Below are 18196 nucleotides of genomic sequence, written 5' to 3'. Positions count from 1 at the left end.
CTACTGCATTCAGGCTACCAATAAGTGTAGAAGAATTTCGAGTAGCCGCCGCCCCACAACTGTCTGCCCTACAATTAATTACAGGCAGGCTCCATTTTGGTTCAAAAATTGCAAAATTATACTTAGCACACAAAGCTTATTAGTAAATATAGGTTTTTCAATGGATTGGGGCGAAAAAAAGCACCAATTTGATGCGAAAAACACTCCAGATCAGCTTGATTGGGCAGAATGGAGCCATTATGAACCATGCCAACTTAAACAAACTGATTGCCGCAAACGGATTGCCCCCAGAGTTTAGACGCACTGTAAACGAGTGGTATCTGCCGCTCACCAAGGCCATAGCGGCAGAGCGCAGCGAACACACCTTGATCCTGGGGATACAAGGCTCACAGGGCAGCGGCAAAAGCACACTGGCACAATTTATTAAAATCCTACTGGAAGAAAATTCCTCGCTGCGCTGCATTGCACTGTCACTAGATGACTTTTATCTGCGCCACAGCGAGCGACAAACACTCGCGGAAACTATCCACCCGCTACTGCAAACGCGCGGTGTGCCCGGCACCCACGACGTAGAACTCGCCATTAATACAATTGATGCACTGTGCAAACTCAGCGCAAATGAAAGCATGCTAGTGCCACGCTTTAATAAAGCCATCGACGACCGTTTTCCTCCAGAACAATGGGATAAAGTCGCCGGTAAGGTCGATGTGATTTTATTTGAAGGATGGTGTGTTGGTTGCTCGGCGCAAGATGAAAAGACACTTAACTCACCCATCAACCGCCTCGAACAAGATGAAGATCCGGAGTGTGTATGGCGCCGCTACGTTAACCATGCGCTCACCGCTAGCTACCCCGCATTGTTTAAAAAAATGCATCGTTTGGTGGTGTTACAAGCACCCTCGTTTGATTGTGTTTACGCATGGCGCTGGCTGCAAGAACAAAAACTGATTGCCAACTGGCAAGCAAAAAATCCGGAGCAAACAGCAAAATTATTAGACGAAACCAGTGTGCGTCGCTTTGTCTCACATTTTGAGCGGCTCACCCGTCACTGTTTGAATACATTGCCAGCTCAAGCAGATTGGGTGTTAACCCTGAATGCAGAACACGATATTACTCGTTTCATCACCAAGGCAAGATTATGAATAATCCTCACCATAAAAAATTTTTAGTTGCTACTGATCTGGATGGCACCTTGCTCGATCACGACAACTATTCCTGGCAAGCCGCAAAAACCAGTATTGAACAGCTACAGGTTGGCGGCAGCATGATTGTAATCAATACCAGTAAAACACTTGCTGAGGTTCATGCACTGCAACAAGAATTAAACCTAGATGCCCCGTTTATTGTTGAAAATGGCTCGGCAATTTACGCACCGGTTACTTCATCAACCGCCCGTTTTTTAAAACCTTACAACAATGAATTTTCGCGCTTAGTACTCGGCACAGAAGCAACAGCAATCACTTATTTATTAAACCAATTACGTACACAACATAACTGGCAGTTTGAAGGTTTTAGCGATTGGTCGGTGACAGAGGTCATGCAACACACTGGCCTTGCGCAAGATAAAGCAGCGTTAGCAAAAGAGCGACAGTTTTCAGAACCCATTCTGTGGCAAGACAGCGAGGAAAATTTTTCTGCCTTTGCAAACGAACTAAGTAAACACCAATTAAAAACCCTACGCGGAGGCCGCTTTATTCATGTTTTAGGCAAGAGCGACAAAGGCACTGCCCTACTCGCCTTGCGCCAACAACTGCCGGACTATTCTAACACGCCATTGATTTGTTTGGGCGACAGCTACAACGACTTGGATATGCTGCAAATTGCGGATTATCCCGTTTTTGTACGCTCCCCTGCGCATGATTTTCCAGCTCACCAATGCGCTGTGCCACCTATCTACACAACCGCCTACGGCCCAGTCGGTTGGCATGAAGCGATTCAAAAAATCTTACAATAATCTGGAGTCTATTATGGGTGATTTTTATCAAAACGGGATTATCACAACACTGCACAATTTATCGCAGCGTCCACTTTCTGACATGGAGAAGGAACTAAAAACTTTTTCCAAAACCCGCCCAATGGGGCTGATTTTGCCATCGCTTTTTTCCGAACTGGAAGGCGATGCATTGGTCAACATAGTCAAAGAATTATCTACGGTTGATTACTTGGATGAAATTGTGATTGGGTTGGATCGCGCCAGTGAAGCAGAATACAAACATGCATTGGAATTTTTTAAACCCTTAAACCAAAACTTTAAAGTGCTATGGAATGATGGGCCACGTTTAAGAAAAATTGATGCGCAACTAAAAAGCGAAGGCCTTGCGCCGATGGAGGCAGGTAAAGGGCGCAATGTGTGGTACTGCATGGGCTATACCCTTGCATCCGGCAAAGCAGAATCCATTGCATTGCACGATTGCGACATTCTGACTTACGACAAATCCCTGTTAGCGCGCTTGCTCTATCCGGTCGCCAACCCCAATTTCAATTATGAATTTTGCAAAGGCTACTACTCACGGGTCGCCAATTCCAAAATTCACGGGCGCGTCAGCCGCTTGTTAGTCACCCCCTTGATTCGCGCGCTCATGCGCACCATTGGCCACTCCCCTTACCTCGATTTTATCGACAGTTTTCGCTATCCCTTGGCCGGAGAATTTTCCTTTCGCGCCGATGTAATGACCGACATTCGCATCCCCAGCGATTGGGGCTTGGAAATTGGTGTGCTCTCTGAGATGAACCGCAACTACGCCAACAATCGCTTGTGCCAAGCCGACATCGCCGACACCTACGATCACAAGCATCAAGAATTAAGCCCGGAGGATGCCGAAAAAGGCCTCTCCAAAATGTCGATCGACATCAGCAAAGCCCTGTTTCGTAAACTGGCTACCAATGGCGTTATTTTTTCAACGGAGACTTTTCGTTCAATTAAAGCAACTTATTTCAGAATCGCGCTCGATTTTGTTGAAACCTACCATAACGATGCGCGCATGAACGGTTTGCAATTTGATATTCACAGCGAAGAAAAAGCCGTTGAATTATTTGCGCGCAATATTTTACATGCAGGTAAAAGCTTTTTAGAAAACCCCATGGAAAAACCCTTTGTGCCCAGCTGGAGCCGAGTGAGAAGCGCCTTTCCCGATGTTTTATCGTCCATACATCAGGCAGTTGACGACGACATGAAAGAATTTGGACGCTAACTCATAGGCACTGACCAATAGAGTACTGACCAACAGGACACTTAATTATGTCGACGCGGATACAAAATGAATTAAAGTTTATTGTCGAAACCCATTTACAATTTATTTACCCAGAGCTCGATCATGCAGCCATTGCCGCCGAACTAATCGATGTAATGGGATTGGATGCGCACTGCCTTAAACCCTTAAATCACGAAAGCGCATGGGATCAACGCGATGCCTTTGTGATCACCTACGGCGATTCAATTAAACGCGAAGGCGAGCCGCCGCTGGAAACCTTAAAAACCTTTTATGAGCAGGAACTAAAAAGCGTCATTAATGGTGTGCACATACTGCCTTTTTTCCCCTACAGTTCCGACGATGGTTTCTCCGTTATCGATTATTTACAGGTCAACCAAAGTCTGGGCGATTGGGAGGATATTGAAGCCTTAGCGCAGCAATCTAATTTGATGAGCGATTTAGTGGTAAACCATTGTTCAAGTCGCAGCCTTTGGTTTGATAATTTTAAAAACTGCAAAGACCCGGGGAAAGATTATTTTTTTGAAGCCTCCCCCTCCGATGATTTAAGCATGGTAGTGCGCCCGCGCACCTCGCCTTTACTGCGTGAAGTGGAAACTCTTGAAGGCACTAAACATGTATGGTGCACCTTCAGCCACGATCAGGTGGATTTAAATTTCGCCAACCCCAAAGTATTAATTGAAATTGTGCGCACCATTAAATTTTATTTAGACAAGGGCGTGCGCACTTTTCGTTTAGACGCGGTGGCGTTTGTGTGGAAAGAAGTTGGCAATAGCAGCATCAATCACCCCAAAACCCATGAGATAGTGCGCTTACTGCGCAGCCTGATTGAACACCAGAATCCCAACGCCATTATCATCACCGAAACGAACATTCCCAATCACGAAAACCTGAGTTACTTCGGCAACGCCAACGAAGCTCACGCGGTTTATAACTTTTCCTTGCCGCCTCTCGTGTTGCACGCCATGGTCACCGGCAATAGCCAGTATTTAAAACGCTGGCAAATGAGTATGCCGCCCGCACAAGACGGCACTTTTTATTTTAATTTTCTCGCCTCACACGACGGCATAGGTCTGCGCCCGGTGGAAGGACAACTAAGCGATGAAGAGATAGGCACCATGGTTAATACCATGCAGAATTTTGGCGGGCGAGTCTCCTGGCGCTCCACTGCCATTGGCCAAGTCAAACCCTACGAAATTAACATCACTTATTTTGATGCCATGCAAGGCACGCAATTCGGCCCGGATCAATGGCAATTTAAACGCTTCATTTGTGCCCACGCAATTATGATGTCGATTGAAGGAATCCCTGCGTTTTACATTCACAGCTTGCTGGCAACCAACAATTACTACGAAGGCATAGAGCACTCGGGCCAAAATCGCACCATCAATCGTTTTAAATGGGAACTCGATGCGCTGCGCAATAAATTAGATGACGAAGCCAGCCATCACCACAAAGTTTTTGCCGAACAGCGGCGCCTGCTTGCGATAAGGTGTAAGCAAAGTGCATTTCACCCGAATGCCACACAATTCACTCTGCACCTTGGCGATCAAGTGTTTGGTTTTTGGCGGCAGAGCCCCAAACGCACCCAGAGTGTTTTTTGCATTCACAATGTCACTAACGAAACTGTCACCATACCGCTCAGCAGCATCAATCTCATCAGCATGGAAACCTGGACCGATCTAAACAGCGGCACTCAATACATAGATCAACACAGGGATTTGGTATTGCAGCCCTATGATTTTGTTTGGTTGACGAATAAACCCACATAGAAATTACATAAAAAAACGCCGCTCAATACTATCGAGCGGCGTCTATTGCATTTAATCAGAAAAGAAATCGAGCTAATTAATTGTAGTAATTGGTATAGAGCCCCATGCGCAGAGCCGAACCGGTATCGCGATTAGCAAAACGGTTTATTTTTACGGTGTAATAACCTGATTGGCTGGGTGTGAAATTAACATATTCAAAAGAGTTATCCCAGGAGTAAGAGCCACCCACAAAACTGCCGTTGGGCGCATACACTCTCATATCCAAATCCATTCCAATCGCATGTGCATTATTGCGATGATCATAGGTGTAGCTACCGCGATTCATCCAGGCTAATGCAACACGGGCTTTTTTGTAGCCGTTAGAGATATAAATGCGCGCAGTAATATATCCATCACTGTTACCGTCATTTTTATCGAACGTGCTCCAGGAGCTGTTATTGCCACTCCACCACGCCCAGTAACCCGAGTACTGCGCGCTTAAAAAATCAATACCGCCCAATCCAACCTTATCAAAACCACCACTAATTGCATCGGTAGCGCCCGCCAACATTTTTGCTTTGGCTAAATAGGGGCGATATTTCAAATAAGTCGAAGAGCTCATCATGTCTGCGGTAAACGCTGCTGCGTGAGGGCAAGACATACTTGTACCCGTCATAGTGAAACCACCAGCCGTAATGCTAGTACCCGGTGCAGAGAGTTCAGGTTTGTCATTACCGATATTAGGGTCGGTAAATGAAGAGCCGCCGTTGATGCTATTGGTTGAATCGTTGTAATTACCCACCGCGATAATATTTAACCCTTTACCTGGAGTAGAAATACTGCCCGTTGTGCCGCCAGAATTACCTGCGCTGTTAAACATAACAAGACTGTTGTTGTAACTGTAGTTATCCCAGTTGCGATCCGTGGTGCCATAGTTATTGCTTGATGCATCGCCATTGGAGCGTGTCGTAATGTAAATCGGATCGTTACCACCCACACCATCCAAGTCACTGTCATTGGGGAGCACAGCGCTGCCGCGGCAGTACAAAAATGAATTGGGCGATACACTGCGAATAATTGCGCCGACGTTGCGTGAGTGATCGGTTTCCGAACCAGCAAGGCGATCATAATTGGTAATGCGTGACTCATTGGCACAACCGCTTTCGGTCATGTAAATACCAATACCATCACCGCGAGTAGTACCAAACGGCAGCGCCCAATTAGTAATATTCGTAGCATTCATCGCTGCGTTAATATCGTCTTTAAATTCTGCCGTGGGCTCAACGCCAGCAATCATTGCGTCATTACTTTCGATCAACCGGGCAAGAACATCTGCAGTTAAGCTGGCTGTCAGCCCCTCTTCACCGCGCGCAAGTGCCTCGCGCGCACCTTTGGCATCCAATAATTTGTTAGCCTCTGCCCAGCGCTGAACGGCTGCGCTGCGCTGCAGGTTAGCTTCACGCTGTAACTTGCGTAGGGTTTCCGCGCTGGTATCACCAAACTGATTTAATTCTTTCGCGCCGAGTTCGCGCCCATTTACCACGCCGCTTGCGACTTCACCATTGCGAATCTCGCCATAGCCCGTTTCCACAGGAACCTGCAGGGTCACGCCAAGGTTCAATGCGATATCTACACTCAGTGTTTCGGTGAAGTTGCCTTTGCTGTGCATCGCCTTAACCCACTCAACCACACGTGGATCAAATTTTTCTGTTTTTGCACTGGGCACTTCGCGTTCGGAAATCGTCTTACCAGCAGAATTGAGGATTTGTGTTTTCACTTCGCCGTTAGTATCAATAATTTTGCTAAATGAATATTTAGCACCGTTAATAACCGCGATTTTTGTGTTATCCAAAGGAGTCTCGTTCGTTTGAGCAGTCACACTAAATGCGGTGAATGTACCAACAAAGCTAATAGCCAGCGCGAGAGAATTAGAAGTAAATGATGAGAGTTTCATAATAAGTTCCTTTATCAATTGAGGTTATGATTCAGCCCAAATATTCCTTTAGGCTGCACTCAGTTTAGATAGAGGAACGGACGCTAACTGTAAGTAAATACCGCAGAGAGTGTGACTTTTTCACATGGATTTGTTGTTGGCAATCAATGGTTGCCAGGAATATATGCCCCCAGTTGAGCCCCCAAATAACGCTGGGTGAAATGGAATTTCTATGAATAACGGTTAAAACAACATAAAAAACCCGCCCTGCATTCATGCAGGACGGGTTTTTAAGATTTCTGGAATTACCCAGAACTTTTATATGGTGCCCGAGGCCGGACTTGAACCGGCACGACCAAAAGATCGACAGATTTTAAATCTGTTGTGTCTACCGATTTCACCACTCGGGCAGAGTGCTTTTACTTCGGTAAGTAAAAGAAAAATGGAGGCGCGACCCGGAGTCGAACCGGGCTCAACGGATTTGCAATCCGACGCATAACCGCTTTGCTATCGCGCCATTTCGAGAGGCCGCAATTCTAGCGGACTCATTTTGAAAATCCTAGTCTTTTATCGATGAAGTCAAAAGGTTTTTTGACAGTTGTTTAAATGCTGCGCAGGTCGATCAAAAAGTCGTTATTTATCTGGCGATGCGGGCAACAAATAAGGCCAGGCAGCGCGCAAATAAAGCACCATCGACCAAAGTGTTAATGCTGCAGCGCCGGCCAAAGCGATAAAACCTATCGGGAGCAGTACCGGAATATTAGCTAGTAACACAATAATGGCGGTCATTTGCAGTGTTGTTTTAATCTTGCCAATACTGGAAACGGCAACACTGGCACGCTGCCCCACTTCGGCCATCCATTCACGCAGTGCAGAGATAACAATCTCGCGCCCCACGATTACAGCCGCTGCCACAACAAACCAAGCAGAGTCGTGGTGCAGAGTAACAAGCAGCAACAATGCAATGGCTACCATTAATTTGTCAGCAACTGGATCAAGAAAAGCGCCAAACGGCGTGCTCTGATTGTATTTACGTGCGACATAGCCATCAGCCCAATCGGTAATGGCAGCAACACTAAAAATCAATGAAGAGACTATATAAGCCCAGCCAAAGGGTAAGTAAAAGACCACCACAAAGAGCGGGATCAGAAAGATCCGCATCAAGGTCAGCTGGTTGGCAAGGTTCATAAGTGATTCCAGAAAAGCGATCTACATTCGGGCGCGATAATACACCAGCAGGAGGTCATTAACACCTTTTGGTTATATTACTGAAACATTTGAAGTATAGGTGAGCGGCTCTTAATCATTGTGGAAAAAGGCGTAGATCTCTTCTGCGAGCCGCTGACTAATACCGTTTACGCGGGCCAAATCATTGATGCTGGCATTTTGAACTTCGTGTAAGCCACCAAAGTGACGCAGCAACTCGCGGCGGCGATTTGCACCAATACCGGGAACATCCTCCAGAGTTGAGGTTTTGCGTTTTTTATCGCGCCGCTGCTTGTGGCCGGTAATAGCAAAGCGATGTGATTCATCGCGAATGTGCTGTATCAGATGCAATGCAGGTGAATCGCCAGGCAAGACAATTTCTGCCCCTGTCTCGCCATCAAACAGGGTTTCAAAACCTGCCTTCCGGGTCGATCCTTTGGCCACGCCGATCAGTAGAACGTTTTGCACACCCAACTCTGCAAGCACTTCTTTGGCCTTCCCCAGCTGCCCCTTGCCGCCATCAATCAATAGAATGTCTGGCAATTTACCTTCACCATTTTGCAAGCGTGTATAGCGCCGTGTAAGCGCTTGCTCCATTGCGGCGTAATCGTCGCCGGGTGTAATGCCGTCAATATTAAAGCGACGATAGTCGGACTTAAGCGGGCCGCTCGTATCAAACACTACACAGCTGGCAACCGTCAGTTCACCACTGCTGTGACTGATATCAAAACATTCCATCCGCTGGGGTGTGTCATCTAAATTAAGCGCTTCTTGCAAAGCGACAAAACGATCGAGCGAATTCTTTTTATTATTGATATGGGCGATTAAATTTTGATGGGCGGCCGTCGCAGCCATTTGCAACCATTGGGCGCGATGACTGCGTACCTGATGATTAATTAGCACTTGCCGCCCTACCGCTTGCTGCAGCGCAGCACTGAGCAGGTCAACCTCTTCAAGTTGGCTGCCAACAATAAGTTCACGCGGAATTTCACGGCCAGTATTGGCAAGATAAAACTGCGGAATGAATTCGGCGAGAATTTCTGCGGGTGTTTCCGCCAGGGTTGCCGATGGATAAAAACTGCGACTGCCTAAAATTCGCCCTTGACGAATAAATAAAACATGCACACAAATTGCGGATGCACGCATCTCGGCTGCGATCACATCTATATCGCCATTACCTTCTTCAATGACCTGTTGCGACTGTACCGTGCGCAGCGCGGTGATTTGATCGCGATAGGCCGCTGCTTTTTCAAAAGCTAACTCCTGCGCGGCAACATCCATTTTATCCGCCAATTCACCTAATAACTTATCCGCATTGCCGGTGAGAAAGAGACTGGTGTGATACACATCGGTTTTGTAATCAGCTGGGGAGATAAACTCTACGCAGGGTGCAGTGCAACGTTTGATTTGGTATTGCAGGCAGGGACGAGTGCGGTTTTTAAATACACTGTCTTCACACTGGCGCACACGGAAGGTTTTTTGCAAAAAATGCAGGCTTTCTTTTACTGCACCCACATTGGGAAATGGGCCAAAATAATCACCGCGCTTTTTCTTGGCGCCGCGATGAAATGAAATACGCGGGTAATCTTCGCCGCTGGAAATAAAAATATAGGGGTAGGATTTATCGTCACGTAGCAAAATATTGTAGGGAGGACGATTAGATTTAATCAGGTTCTGTTCAAGAATCAGTGCTTCCGTTTCACTGGCGGTAACCGTGACTTCGACTCGCGCAATTCGGCTTACCAACGCCTGCGTCTTTGGCGTTAAACCGGTTTTGCGAAAATAACTCGACAACCGCGCCTTTAAATTTTTGGCCTTGCCGACATACAAAATCGCACCATCAGCCCCAAACATTTGATAGATGCCAGGTTGCTGGGTGGTATTGGAGAGAAAACGGGAATGATCAAACAGATCAGCGCTGTTGTGCGTCATCAGAAAACAAGTCTGTGTAGATAAGACAAAAGCCGTTGTTTATACAACGGCTTCCGGATCAAGAAGATTATGCTTTACCGCTAGCAGGGTTAATTCAACATCGCTGTTTATATCCAACTTTTCAAAGATGCGATAGCGATAGGAATTCACCGTTTTGGGGCTTACACAAAAAGTATTGGCTATATCGTTTACTTTTTGACCATTGGCAATCAGCATGGCTGTCTGTAACTCTCGCTGGGATAACTTCTCAAACGGTGATTCCTGATTATTACCACCTGAAAAGGTTCTGAGTGCAAGCTGCTGGGCAATACTATTACTCATGTACAAATCACCGCGAATTACTTTATCGATCGCATCGGTAATCTCGGTGAATTCGGCTCCTTTAGTAACGTAACCTACTGCCCCAGCTTGCATCAGCCGTGTCGGGTACAGATCATCATCGCACGCGGTAACCGCAATAATTTTGAGTACCGGGTTTACCGTCAGCAATTTCTTCGTCGCTTCAAGGCCGCCCATACCGGGCATTTTTACATCCATCAGCACAACATCGGGCTTTAAAATACGCGCCTTGGTTACAGCTTCTTCGCCACTCTTGGCGTCCCCAACCACCTGATAGCCGTCTATGTCGGCTAGCATACGCACTATCCCCATGCGAACTAGATCGTGATCATCGACTACGAGAATCTTTGTCAAACTAGCCCCCAATCCGAAACCGGATACAAAACATTGTTGTTATAACTGCCATAAAAATCTCTGGCACATTTTTAATGATTGTAGTGAGACTACGAGCAAACTACCACTATTTAATGCGCCGTTTGGGCATCCTTAAATGCCAATAATCGATTATCGCGCTGTTTTTATTACCTTTTCAGAATTAATACCCACAACCTTCAGGCTAGTTTCTGAACGGCGCAGTAAATTAGAACCACTCATGGATAGGTTCGCGGTTCCATTTCCAGTATCACGCTGAATTGCTCAAGCACCGATTGCTTAATCAGCTCAGCCAATTCCAGCACAGCCGCACCCGAGACCTTAAGCGGATTTGTTAAAACAAGCGCTTGCTGTGCATGTACAACAGCTCCACCCACCTCTTTGCCACGCCAACCCGCCTTATCAATTAGCCAACCTGCCGCTAGCTTTATCTGATTTTCCGACACTGGATAGGCAACTATGTCAGGATGGCGCGCTTTCAAATTATTGAACTGTGTGTGTGCAATAACCGGGTTCTTAAAAAAGCTACCTACATTTGGAATTATCGCCGGGTCAGGTAATTTGGATTGACGAATCCGTATAACGGCAGCACTGACTTGCTGCGGGGTAATCTCTGCCTCGACTATATCAGCAAACGCTGCTCCTAACGCAGGATAAGTGAGATTTAGGTTCGGCTGTTTATGCAAGCGAAATGTTACCGAGGTGATCACATATTGATCTTTGAGCGCTTGTTTAAAAATACTATCGCGATAAGCAAAGCGACAACTTTCATTAGTAAAAGTGACCGATAAGCCCGAGCGAATATTTAACGCAGATAGTTCAGCGACCAACTCTTTGATTTCAACCCCATACGCGCCAATATTTTGGATGGGTGCAGCACCGACACTGCCGGGAATTAACGATAAGTTTTCCAATCCATAGAGCGCGTTATCGAGCGAGTACTCCACTAGCTGATGCCAATTTTCACCGGCCGCCACCTTCAACCAAACATAGTCATCATTTTCGGCGACTACCTCCCTACCCTGAGATTTAATGTGCACCACTAAACCGGGGAAATCATCGCGCAGAACTATATTGCTACCTCCGCCCAGTAGCAGCAAAGGCAAATTTTCGGTGCGCGCAAACGCGAGCGCTTCACGCAACTCATCATCGCTCTTTACACTAACAAAATACTGCGCCAGCGCAGGCACAGCGAGTGTATTGAATTTTTGCAGATTAAACTGCGGTAAAAAAAGTGGCACAGCCAGTTACCTAATAAAGGATTATTTGATAAAGAGTCGCTTCATTAATTCGCGATTTGTAGTGTCTGATAATTAACGAAATGAGTTGCTGCGAATATGGTTAAGCAGACCCTGTGCGGCGCCTTCGACCAAATCCAACACCAACTCAAATCCATCATTACCGCCATAATAGGGATCTGGTACTTCACGATAGTCATCGCGCTCACCAAACTCCAAAAACAAACCTAAATGGCCGGTGTAGGCCGATGGTTTCATGCGCTGCAAATCCATTAAATTGGATTTATCCATCGCAAGAATATAATCAAACTCAGCAAAATCATTGACACTGACTTGACGCGCGCGCAGCACCGACAAGTCATAACCACGCTGGTGTGCAGCGGCCACTGTGCGGGCATCTGGTGCTTTGCCAATATGCCAGTCGCCGGTGCCAGCTGAATCCACCTGAATTTTATGCTCCAACTTTTCGCGCGCAAGCAATTCACGAAAAATGCCGTCGGCGGTTGGTGAGCGGCAAATATTGCCCAAACAAACAAACAGTACTTTAGCCATAAGGATTTTAACCTTGCGTTTCCAAAATCGCTTTTACGCGCAATAAATCCGCTTCGGTATCGACACCACCGGGCACCGCAGCACAAGCTTCCGCGATATGAATTGCCTCGCCATTTGCCAACACGCGCAATTGCTCAAGGGATTCGATTTGCTCAAGTTGCGCTTGCGGCCAGGTAATAAAACGATCCAGCAATGCCACACGGTAGGCATAAATACCAATGTGGCGCTGCGCCGGAAAATTTTCCGGCAAATTATTGGCATTCTCTTTTGCAAAATGATCGCGCGGCCAGGGGATAGGCGCACGGCTAAAATACAGCGCTTTGCCCTGCTGGTCGGCAACTACTTTAACGATATTCGGGTTGCGGAAATCTTCAAAACTGTGAATAGGCTCGCTTAGTGTTGCAACACTCGCGTAATCATTTGCAGCGAGATTTGCCGCCACTTGATTAATCACGGCAGGCGGGATTAAAGGTTCATCACCCTGTACATTGACCACAATATCGCTTGCACTCAAACCCAGTTGCGCAACCACTTCTTGCAAACGATCGGTACCTGAGTTGTGGGCAGCCGAGGTCATACACACTCGCGCCCCAAATGCCAACGCCGCCGCTTCGATACGTGTATCGTCAGTGGCGATAATGACCTGTGCCGCATCACTTTCACAGGCGCGCTCATAAACGTGCTGAATCATTGGTTTGCCTGCAATCTCTTTTAACGGTTTTGCTGGCAATCGGGTAGAGGCATAACGCGCAGGGATAACGACATAAAAACTCATGATGGTATTCCGTCAATAAATTCTATTTTGATTTAAAAATGGATTTTTTCTGCATACAGATTCGCTCGAGCTTTTGCTGTAGCGCCTGCCAGAAACTATCCGGCAGACTGGCGGTAATCGGCAGATAAAACCAATTAGGCTGGGCAAAATCGCGGCATTTTACGGCGTCTTTTTCCGTCATCACTAGTGGCAAATGATTGGCTAACTGAAAATCCTGTTCACTATAAATATGATGATCGGGAAAGCTATGCAGCTTCGCCGTTAAACCTAACTCAGTTAGGGTGTTGTGGAAGCGCTGCGGATTACCGATACCGGCAACTGCATTAACCTGCACCGAACTCAATTCGTTGAGAGATACTTTTTCACTGGACTTAAGATTAATGAAGTCCTGCGCGCAAATCCGCATAGGCACATAAAATAGATCCACCAAGCCCGGCAATACAAAATCATCGGTTGGTGAGTTGACCACAACCCAATCAACCGTTTTAAGGCGTGACTTAGGTTCACGCAAAGGGCCAACCGGTAAACGCCAACCATTGCCCAAACCACGCTGGCCATCGACCACGGCGATTTCAATGTCGCGCCCTAAGCGATAGTGTTGCAGACCATCATCACTTAATAAGATATCGCAGTTTTCGTCTTCTAATACTCTTGCAGCCGCAACACGATCCGGCCCTACACAAACGGCACAGCCGGTTTGTTGGTAGATAGTAACTGGTTCATCGCCAGCTTCGGCGGCAGTGCTTTGTGCATTCAACAGATAGGGGTAATGACTGGCCTTGCCGCCATAACCGCGGCTGATAACACCGGGATTAAAACCCTGTTGTTGCAACCATTTCACCAGCGCAATCAGTAACGGTGTTTTACCGGTACCGCCCACCGAAATATTACCGACCACAATAACGGGAGTAACCAAGCGTTTTTGTGTGTAACGTTCAAACCAGTAGCGACGCAAATTTGCCAGCAAAACGAAAATACCCAGCAGTGGCATTAGCAGTAAAGTCCAGCGACGTTTACCGTACCATGCTGCCAACCAAGGGCTTTGTGAGTGTGCCGATGCCGAAGAGGCTGGCGCTTGTTTATCGGGAGAGCTCAATAGCAGATACCCTGTTGCAATAGTGACCCATCCAAAATAGAACACTAATGATCTACCCAAATAGTGGCACTGAAAAACAAAAAGGACTTTTGCATCCGGGATACAAAAGTCCTTCAGGTCGCGAAGCCGGGAGATTGTAACCGACTCGCTAGTCTTTTTCAGGCTCAGGTTGACGGGTGGTAATACTCAAATGGGCAAAACCTAATTGACCCGCCGCATCCATTGCCTGCACCACTGCTTGATGAGGTGTTTTGGCATCGGCCGTAATAACTAGCGGCACTTTGTTATTGCCATCGGCCATTTTGCTCAAAGCTGACTTCAAGGTTTCAATTTTGCTATTGACCAGCGCCTGCCCGTTGACCGCATAACTGCCATCGGTACTGATTAAAATTTCAATTTGATCCGGTAGGTCACTACTCTGTTCACCCACCGCTTCGGGTAAGTCCACACTCAAATGAGTCTCTTTGGTGAAAGTAGTAGAGACCATAAAAAAGATCAGCAACAGAAACACCACATCAATCAGTGGTGTAAGGTTGACCCCTTCATCTTCCGTTCTTTGGCGGCGAAATTTCACGTTGCGACCCCGCGCCTTAAACCAGTTTTACATCGACGCGGCGGTCGCTGTGTAAGGCATCCACAAGCTTAATGGCTTCTTCTTCCATAGTGACCACAATGGAATCAATGCGGCGCTGGAAAAACCGATGCGCAATCATCGCGGGAATTGCCACAATCAAACCCGCTGCGGTGGTGTACAACGCAACTGAAATACCGCCTGCCAACACACCGGTATTGCCAGTGCCTTGAACCATAATCGAATTAAATACCTGAATCATCCCAAACACTGTGCCCAACAAGCCGAGCAGCGGCGCTATGTTGGCGATGGTGCCCAAAATGTTTACATAACGCTCAAGCTCATGAATCACTTGACTCGCTGCCTCTTGCACCGAATCCTTCATGACCTCACGACCATGCTTGGAATTGCTTAAACCCGCAGCAAGAATTTGACCAAGGGACGACGATTGTTTGAGCTCGCGCAGTTTAGTTGCATCAAGCTGGTTATTTTTAATCCAACTCCACACTTGTGCCAGTAGCGTCTTAGGGGCAATTTTGGCTGGGTTCAGTGTCCAATAACGCTCAACACTGATCGCAATTACCAACAATGAACAGGCCAAAATTGGCCACATCAAAATACCACCAGCTAAAAAAATCTCAAACACAGATAGCTTCCTCTTATTATCTACTTCAGTTGAGCCTGTGGCTCTATGTTGCGGCGTACCTTACCACAAGAACCCGGGATTGCCATGGGGCAGATTGTTTTGTCTGCAAATGTGTGAAGAAGTTGCATCTGCCAGCAGTTTAAGACTCAATCAAACCAATAGCGACGCTGTGTTTGGCGATATTCGTATACTTGCTGCAATTGATGTTGATCCCACTCAAATACTAACGCTCCTGCTTCTGCCGTATTCATTTCACGGCTGCCGATAGACTGATAACGCTGACGAACCTGCGGATGAGGATGACCATGCTGGCTGCGATAGCCGGCGGAATAAACGACTATTTCCGGCTGCATTTTATTCACAAAACCAACACCAGAGGATGTACGACTCCCATGATGCGCCGCCAATAACAACTGCAGCTTTTGCGGCAATTGCTGTGTATAAAGCAATTGATTTTCTACCGAGGTTTCAATGTCGCCAGGCAACAAAATATGCTGCTCTCCATAACTAATCAGCAATACACAGGAGCGATTATTCGCACTGGCGCGCGCAAGCTGCACAAAGGGTAAAAACTCAAAACGTACTGTTTGCCAATACCATGCCGGAGTCTGATGGCAATTTTGTGGCTCGGCGATATTCTTTGCGGCTTGCGGTATTTTCGTTGGCTCACCAGCCAATAACTGATCGACGGAAACTTTTTCCAACAAACCGATCAAACCACCTGCATGATCCATATCGCCATGGCTCACTACCAATCGATCGACATGATGAATTCCTTGCGCATACAAATAGGGCGCCACTATGCCGCTGCCCGCGTCAAAATTATCGGTAAACTTGGAGCCTGTATCGTACACCAGCGTGTGCTCACCTACTCGAACAACAACCGCAGTACCCTGCCCTACATCCAATACCGTCAACGCTAAGTCGGGCTGATTAGGAGGAGCGATAAAAAAATTCAGTCCTGCCCCCAATAGCAATCCACCCCACCCCAGCACACGGGGAAATAGACCTTTGGGCAACAGCAACACACAACAACTTACAGCGATCAATACAGCAAAGGCTGGATTAAATGCCACCACCGGGCTGGACCAATAGCCACCCAATGCGAGCAGCCCGTCTAAAAATACTTTTAACAATTCCATCAACCAGCCAGCGCCCTGCAATAAAAAATCGCTAGTGCCGCCTAATAAATCGCGAACAGCAGCACTAATCAATAACAGCGGCACGACTAAGAAGGTGATCAACGGAATCGCGATGCCATTGGCAATTGGAGCAACCAAAGAAACAGTACTCACCAATAGACTCAAGGGCAGCAACAAACCAATAAACATGATCCATTGCGAGCGAATAAATCCCGTCAGTATATTAATTGCACTAAAACCAGACCAAGGCTCAATTGTTTTTTTAGCCACTAACCGACCAGAGAAACCAATTAATAACAATGCAACAGCACCAAAGGACAACCAAAACCCCATATCCAGCGCAGCTAATGGATCAAGCACCACAATCAGCGCAAGAGCAACACAAAAAATATCGACCACATTAATACTGCGCCGCCATAAACACGCCACATAAAACACGACCAACATAATTAACGTACGAACTGTAGGAATATTAAAACCGGCGAGCGCCGCATAATAGCTTGCACTGACAATCGCAAAACACCAGGCGAGTATCAATGCGGGGCAGCGATGCCAAATAATTTGCACACATTTACCCAAGCACAGACCAAGATAAAAACCAAAAATTGCCAAAAAACCAACATGCAAACCCGAGATGGCGATGAGATGACTAGTGCCTGTTTGCTGCATACGAAGCCACTGGTTTTTATCTACCAACGTGGAATCACCAATCAACAACGCAATTAAAATACCGCGCTCGCTGCTTTCGCTATGCGCCACCACCCACTGCTGTAGCTCGTAGCGTTGCCAATTGATCCAATCATCAAAGTGAAATGATTTTACTACTGACTTTAACGGCTCATTATCTCGCCCCTCAACAACATATCCGGTAGCACCTATACCTTGGCGCAACAGCCACGCTTGATAATCAAACCCAGCCGGATTAACAAAACCACGCGGGCGCTTGAGCCGCACGCGCAACTGCCAGTGATCGCCAATACCCAATTGCGGCAGTTCGCGCAGCGCACCATTACGTTGGAACTGATACCAACTCAATTGCAATTTGGCGGGGAAATTTTCCGGTTGAATTTCCTGTCCTGTAGCGGTAGCGATTGAGGCGACGCGAAGATTAAAACGCAAAAGGCGACTATTTTGTTTCGGCAACCCCTGAATCTGGCCTGTAACAATGAGATCTTTACCGGCCAAGCTGTCATCGACCTGCATAGCAAGCAAGCTTTGTCCGGCATAAATTCCCCAGGCTAAGCCACAAAACAGGGCAAACCAATAGCGGATACAACGCCATCGCCAAGATAAAATCAACAGAGGAAATACAAAATACAGGCTCCACAAGGGAGGTAGACGAGGAAAAAAACTAACGGCAATCACACCGAGAGAAAACAACAATAATGCGAAAGGCATGGCGATATTCCTTATTGCCAATTGTTATTCTGAAAT

15 protein-coding genes and 2 tRNA genes are annotated in these 18196 nt (G+C 46.9%); 4 read left to right on the top strand and 13 right to left on the bottom strand.

Annotation, left to right across the window (positions count from 1 at the left end; genetic code table 11):
- Positions 1 to 239: 239 nt before the first annotated feature.
- The 4 genes from AWU77_RS16325 to AWU77_RS16310 are packed head-to-tail and all read left to right on the top strand — an operon-like array spanning position 240 to position 4981.
- Positions 240 to 1142, top strand: coding sequence for a hypothetical protein (locus tag AWU77_RS16325; protein WP_062065634.1), 903 nt, complete (start codon positions 240 to 242; stop codon positions 1140 to 1142).
- Complete coding sequence (locus tag AWU77_RS16320) at positions 1139 to 1954, top strand: mannosyl-3-phosphoglycerate phosphatase (RefSeq protein ID WP_062065631.1); 816 nt, start codon at positions 1139 to 1141, stop codon at positions 1952 to 1954. The genes AWU77_RS16325 and AWU77_RS16320 overlap by 4 nt, the downstream gene beginning before the upstream one ends.
- A 13-nt stretch (positions 1955 to 1967) precedes the next feature.
- Positions 1968 to 3191: a hypothetical protein gene (locus AWU77_RS16315; protein WP_062065628.1), complete on the top strand. Its 1224-nt coding sequence runs from the start codon at positions 1968 to 1970 to the stop codon at positions 3189 to 3191.
- A gap of 47 nt (positions 3192 to 3238) precedes the next feature.
- A complete protein-coding gene (locus AWU77_RS16310; protein WP_062065625.1) occupies positions 3239 to 4981 on the top strand; it encodes an alpha-amylase family glycosyl hydrolase in 1743 nt (580 codons plus the stop codon).
- Positions 4982 to 5057: 76 nt separating this feature from the next.
- Here the strand turns inward: AWU77_RS16310 and AWU77_RS16305 are convergent, their stop codons facing one another.
- From AWU77_RS16305 to AWU77_RS16245, 13 genes are all read right to left on the bottom strand, one after another.
- A complete protein-coding gene (locus AWU77_RS16305; RefSeq protein WP_062065622.1) occupies positions 5058 to 6914 on the bottom strand; it encodes a S8 family serine peptidase in 1857 nt (618 codons plus the stop codon).
- 302 nt (positions 6915 to 7216) lie between these two features.
- Positions 7217 to 7303, bottom strand: a tRNA-Leu gene (locus AWU77_RS16300).
- A gap of 33 nt (positions 7304 to 7336) precedes the next feature.
- Positions 7337 to 7410: transfer RNA gene (locus AWU77_RS16295), tRNA-Cys, on the bottom strand.
- Positions 7411 to 7526: 116 nt separating this feature from the next.
- On the bottom strand, positions 7527 to 8081 hold the full coding sequence (pgsA, locus tag AWU77_RS16290) for a CDP-diacylglycerol--glycerol-3-phosphate 3-phosphatidyltransferase (RefSeq protein ID WP_062065619.1): 555 nt from the start codon (positions 8079 to 8081) through the stop codon (positions 7527 to 7529).
- Between the two features lie 111 nt (positions 8082 to 8192).
- A complete protein-coding gene (uvrC, locus tag AWU77_RS16285) occupies positions 8193 to 10031 on the bottom strand; it encodes an excinuclease ABC subunit UvrC (protein ID WP_062065616.1) in 1839 nt (612 codons plus the stop codon).
- A 39-nt stretch (positions 10032 to 10070) separates the two neighbouring features.
- Positions 10071 to 10724: a response regulator gene (locus AWU77_RS16280; RefSeq protein ID WP_062065613.1), complete on the bottom strand. Its 654-nt coding sequence runs from the start codon at positions 10722 to 10724 to the stop codon at positions 10071 to 10073.
- Between the two features lie 236 nt (positions 10725 to 10960).
- The gene (gene murB, locus AWU77_RS16275; RefSeq protein WP_062065610.1) at positions 10961 to 11983 is read right to left on the bottom strand and encodes a UDP-N-acetylmuramate dehydrogenase; all 1023 of its coding nucleotides are present in this window, start codon (positions 11981 to 11983) and stop codon (positions 10961 to 10963) included.
- Positions 11984 to 12055: 72 nt separating this feature from the next.
- Entirely contained in the window at positions 12056 to 12532 is a 477-nt protein-coding gene (locus tag AWU77_RS16270) for a low molecular weight protein-tyrosine-phosphatase (protein WP_062065607.1), read from the bottom strand.
- Positions 12533 to 12539: 7 nt separating this feature from the next.
- On the bottom strand, positions 12540 to 13307 hold the full coding sequence (gene kdsB, locus AWU77_RS16265) for a 3-deoxy-manno-octulosonate cytidylyltransferase (protein ID WP_062065604.1): 768 nt from the start codon (positions 13305 to 13307) through the stop codon (positions 12540 to 12542).
- A 22-nt stretch (positions 13308 to 13329) separates the two neighbouring features.
- Positions 13330 to 14403 (bottom strand): tetraacyldisaccharide 4'-kinase, encoded by a 1074-nt coding sequence (gene lpxK / locus AWU77_RS16260; RefSeq protein ID WP_062065954.1) that lies wholly within the window; start codon positions 14401 to 14403, stop codon positions 13330 to 13332.
- 148 nt (positions 14404 to 14551) lie between these two features.
- Complete coding sequence (locus AWU77_RS16255) at positions 14552 to 14977, bottom strand: biopolymer transporter ExbD (RefSeq protein WP_062065602.1); 426 nt, start codon at positions 14975 to 14977, stop codon at positions 14552 to 14554.
- Between the two features lie 16 nt (positions 14978 to 14993).
- Positions 14994 to 15620, bottom strand: coding sequence for a MotA/TolQ/ExbB proton channel family protein (locus AWU77_RS16250; RefSeq protein WP_062065599.1), 627 nt, complete (start codon positions 15618 to 15620; stop codon positions 14994 to 14996).
- A gap of 146 nt (positions 15621 to 15766) precedes the next feature.
- A complete protein-coding gene (locus tag AWU77_RS16245) occupies positions 15767 to 18160 on the bottom strand; it encodes a DNA internalization-related competence protein ComEC/Rec2 (protein ID WP_062065596.1) in 2394 nt (797 codons plus the stop codon).
- Positions 18161 to 18196: the final 36 nt, after the last annotated feature.

The organism is Cellvibrio sp. OA-2007 (assembly GCF_000953825.1).
GTDB lineage: Bacteria > Pseudomonadota > Gammaproteobacteria > Pseudomonadales > Cellvibrionaceae > Cellvibrio.
This window is presented reverse-complemented; position numbering and strand designations above follow the sequence as displayed.

Excerpts from the sequence above, each read along its gene's own strand:
- AWU77_RS16325 (WP_062065634.1), top strand. The coding sequence starts at position 240 with ATGAACCATGCCAACTTAAACAAACTGATTGCCGCAAACGGATTGCCC.
- AWU77_RS16320 (WP_062065631.1), top strand. The coding sequence starts at position 1,139 with ATGAATAATCCTCACCATAAAAAATTTTTAGTTGCTACTGATCTGGAT.
- AWU77_RS16315 (WP_062065628.1), top strand. The coding sequence starts at position 1,968 with ATGGGTGATTTTTATCAAAACGGGATTATCACAACACTGCACAATTTA.
- AWU77_RS16310 (WP_062065625.1), top strand. The coding sequence starts at position 3,239 with ATGTCGACGCGGATACAAAATGAATTAAAGTTTATTGTCGAAACCCAT.
- AWU77_RS16305 (WP_062065622.1), bottom strand. The coding sequence starts at position 6,914 with ATGAAACTCTCATCATTTACTTCTAATTCTCTCGCGCTGGCTATTAGC.
- pgsA (WP_062065619.1), bottom strand. The coding sequence starts at position 8,081 with ATGAACCTTGCCAACCAGCTGACCTTGATGCGGATCTTTCTGATCCCG.
- uvrC (WP_062065616.1), bottom strand. The coding sequence starts at position 10,031 with ATGACGCACAACAGCGCTGATCTGTTTGATCATTCCCGTTTTCTCTCC.
- AWU77_RS16270 (WP_062065607.1), bottom strand. The coding sequence starts at position 12,532 with ATGGCTAAAGTACTGTTTGTTTGTTTGGGCAATATTTGCCGCTCACCA.
- kdsB (WP_062065604.1), bottom strand. The coding sequence starts at position 13,307 with ATGAGTTTTTATGTCGTTATCCCTGCGCGTTATGCCTCTACCCGATTG.
- AWU77_RS16245 (WP_062065596.1), bottom strand. The coding sequence starts at position 18,160 with ATGCCTTTCGCATTATTGTTGTTTTCTCTCGGTGTGATTGCCGTTAGT.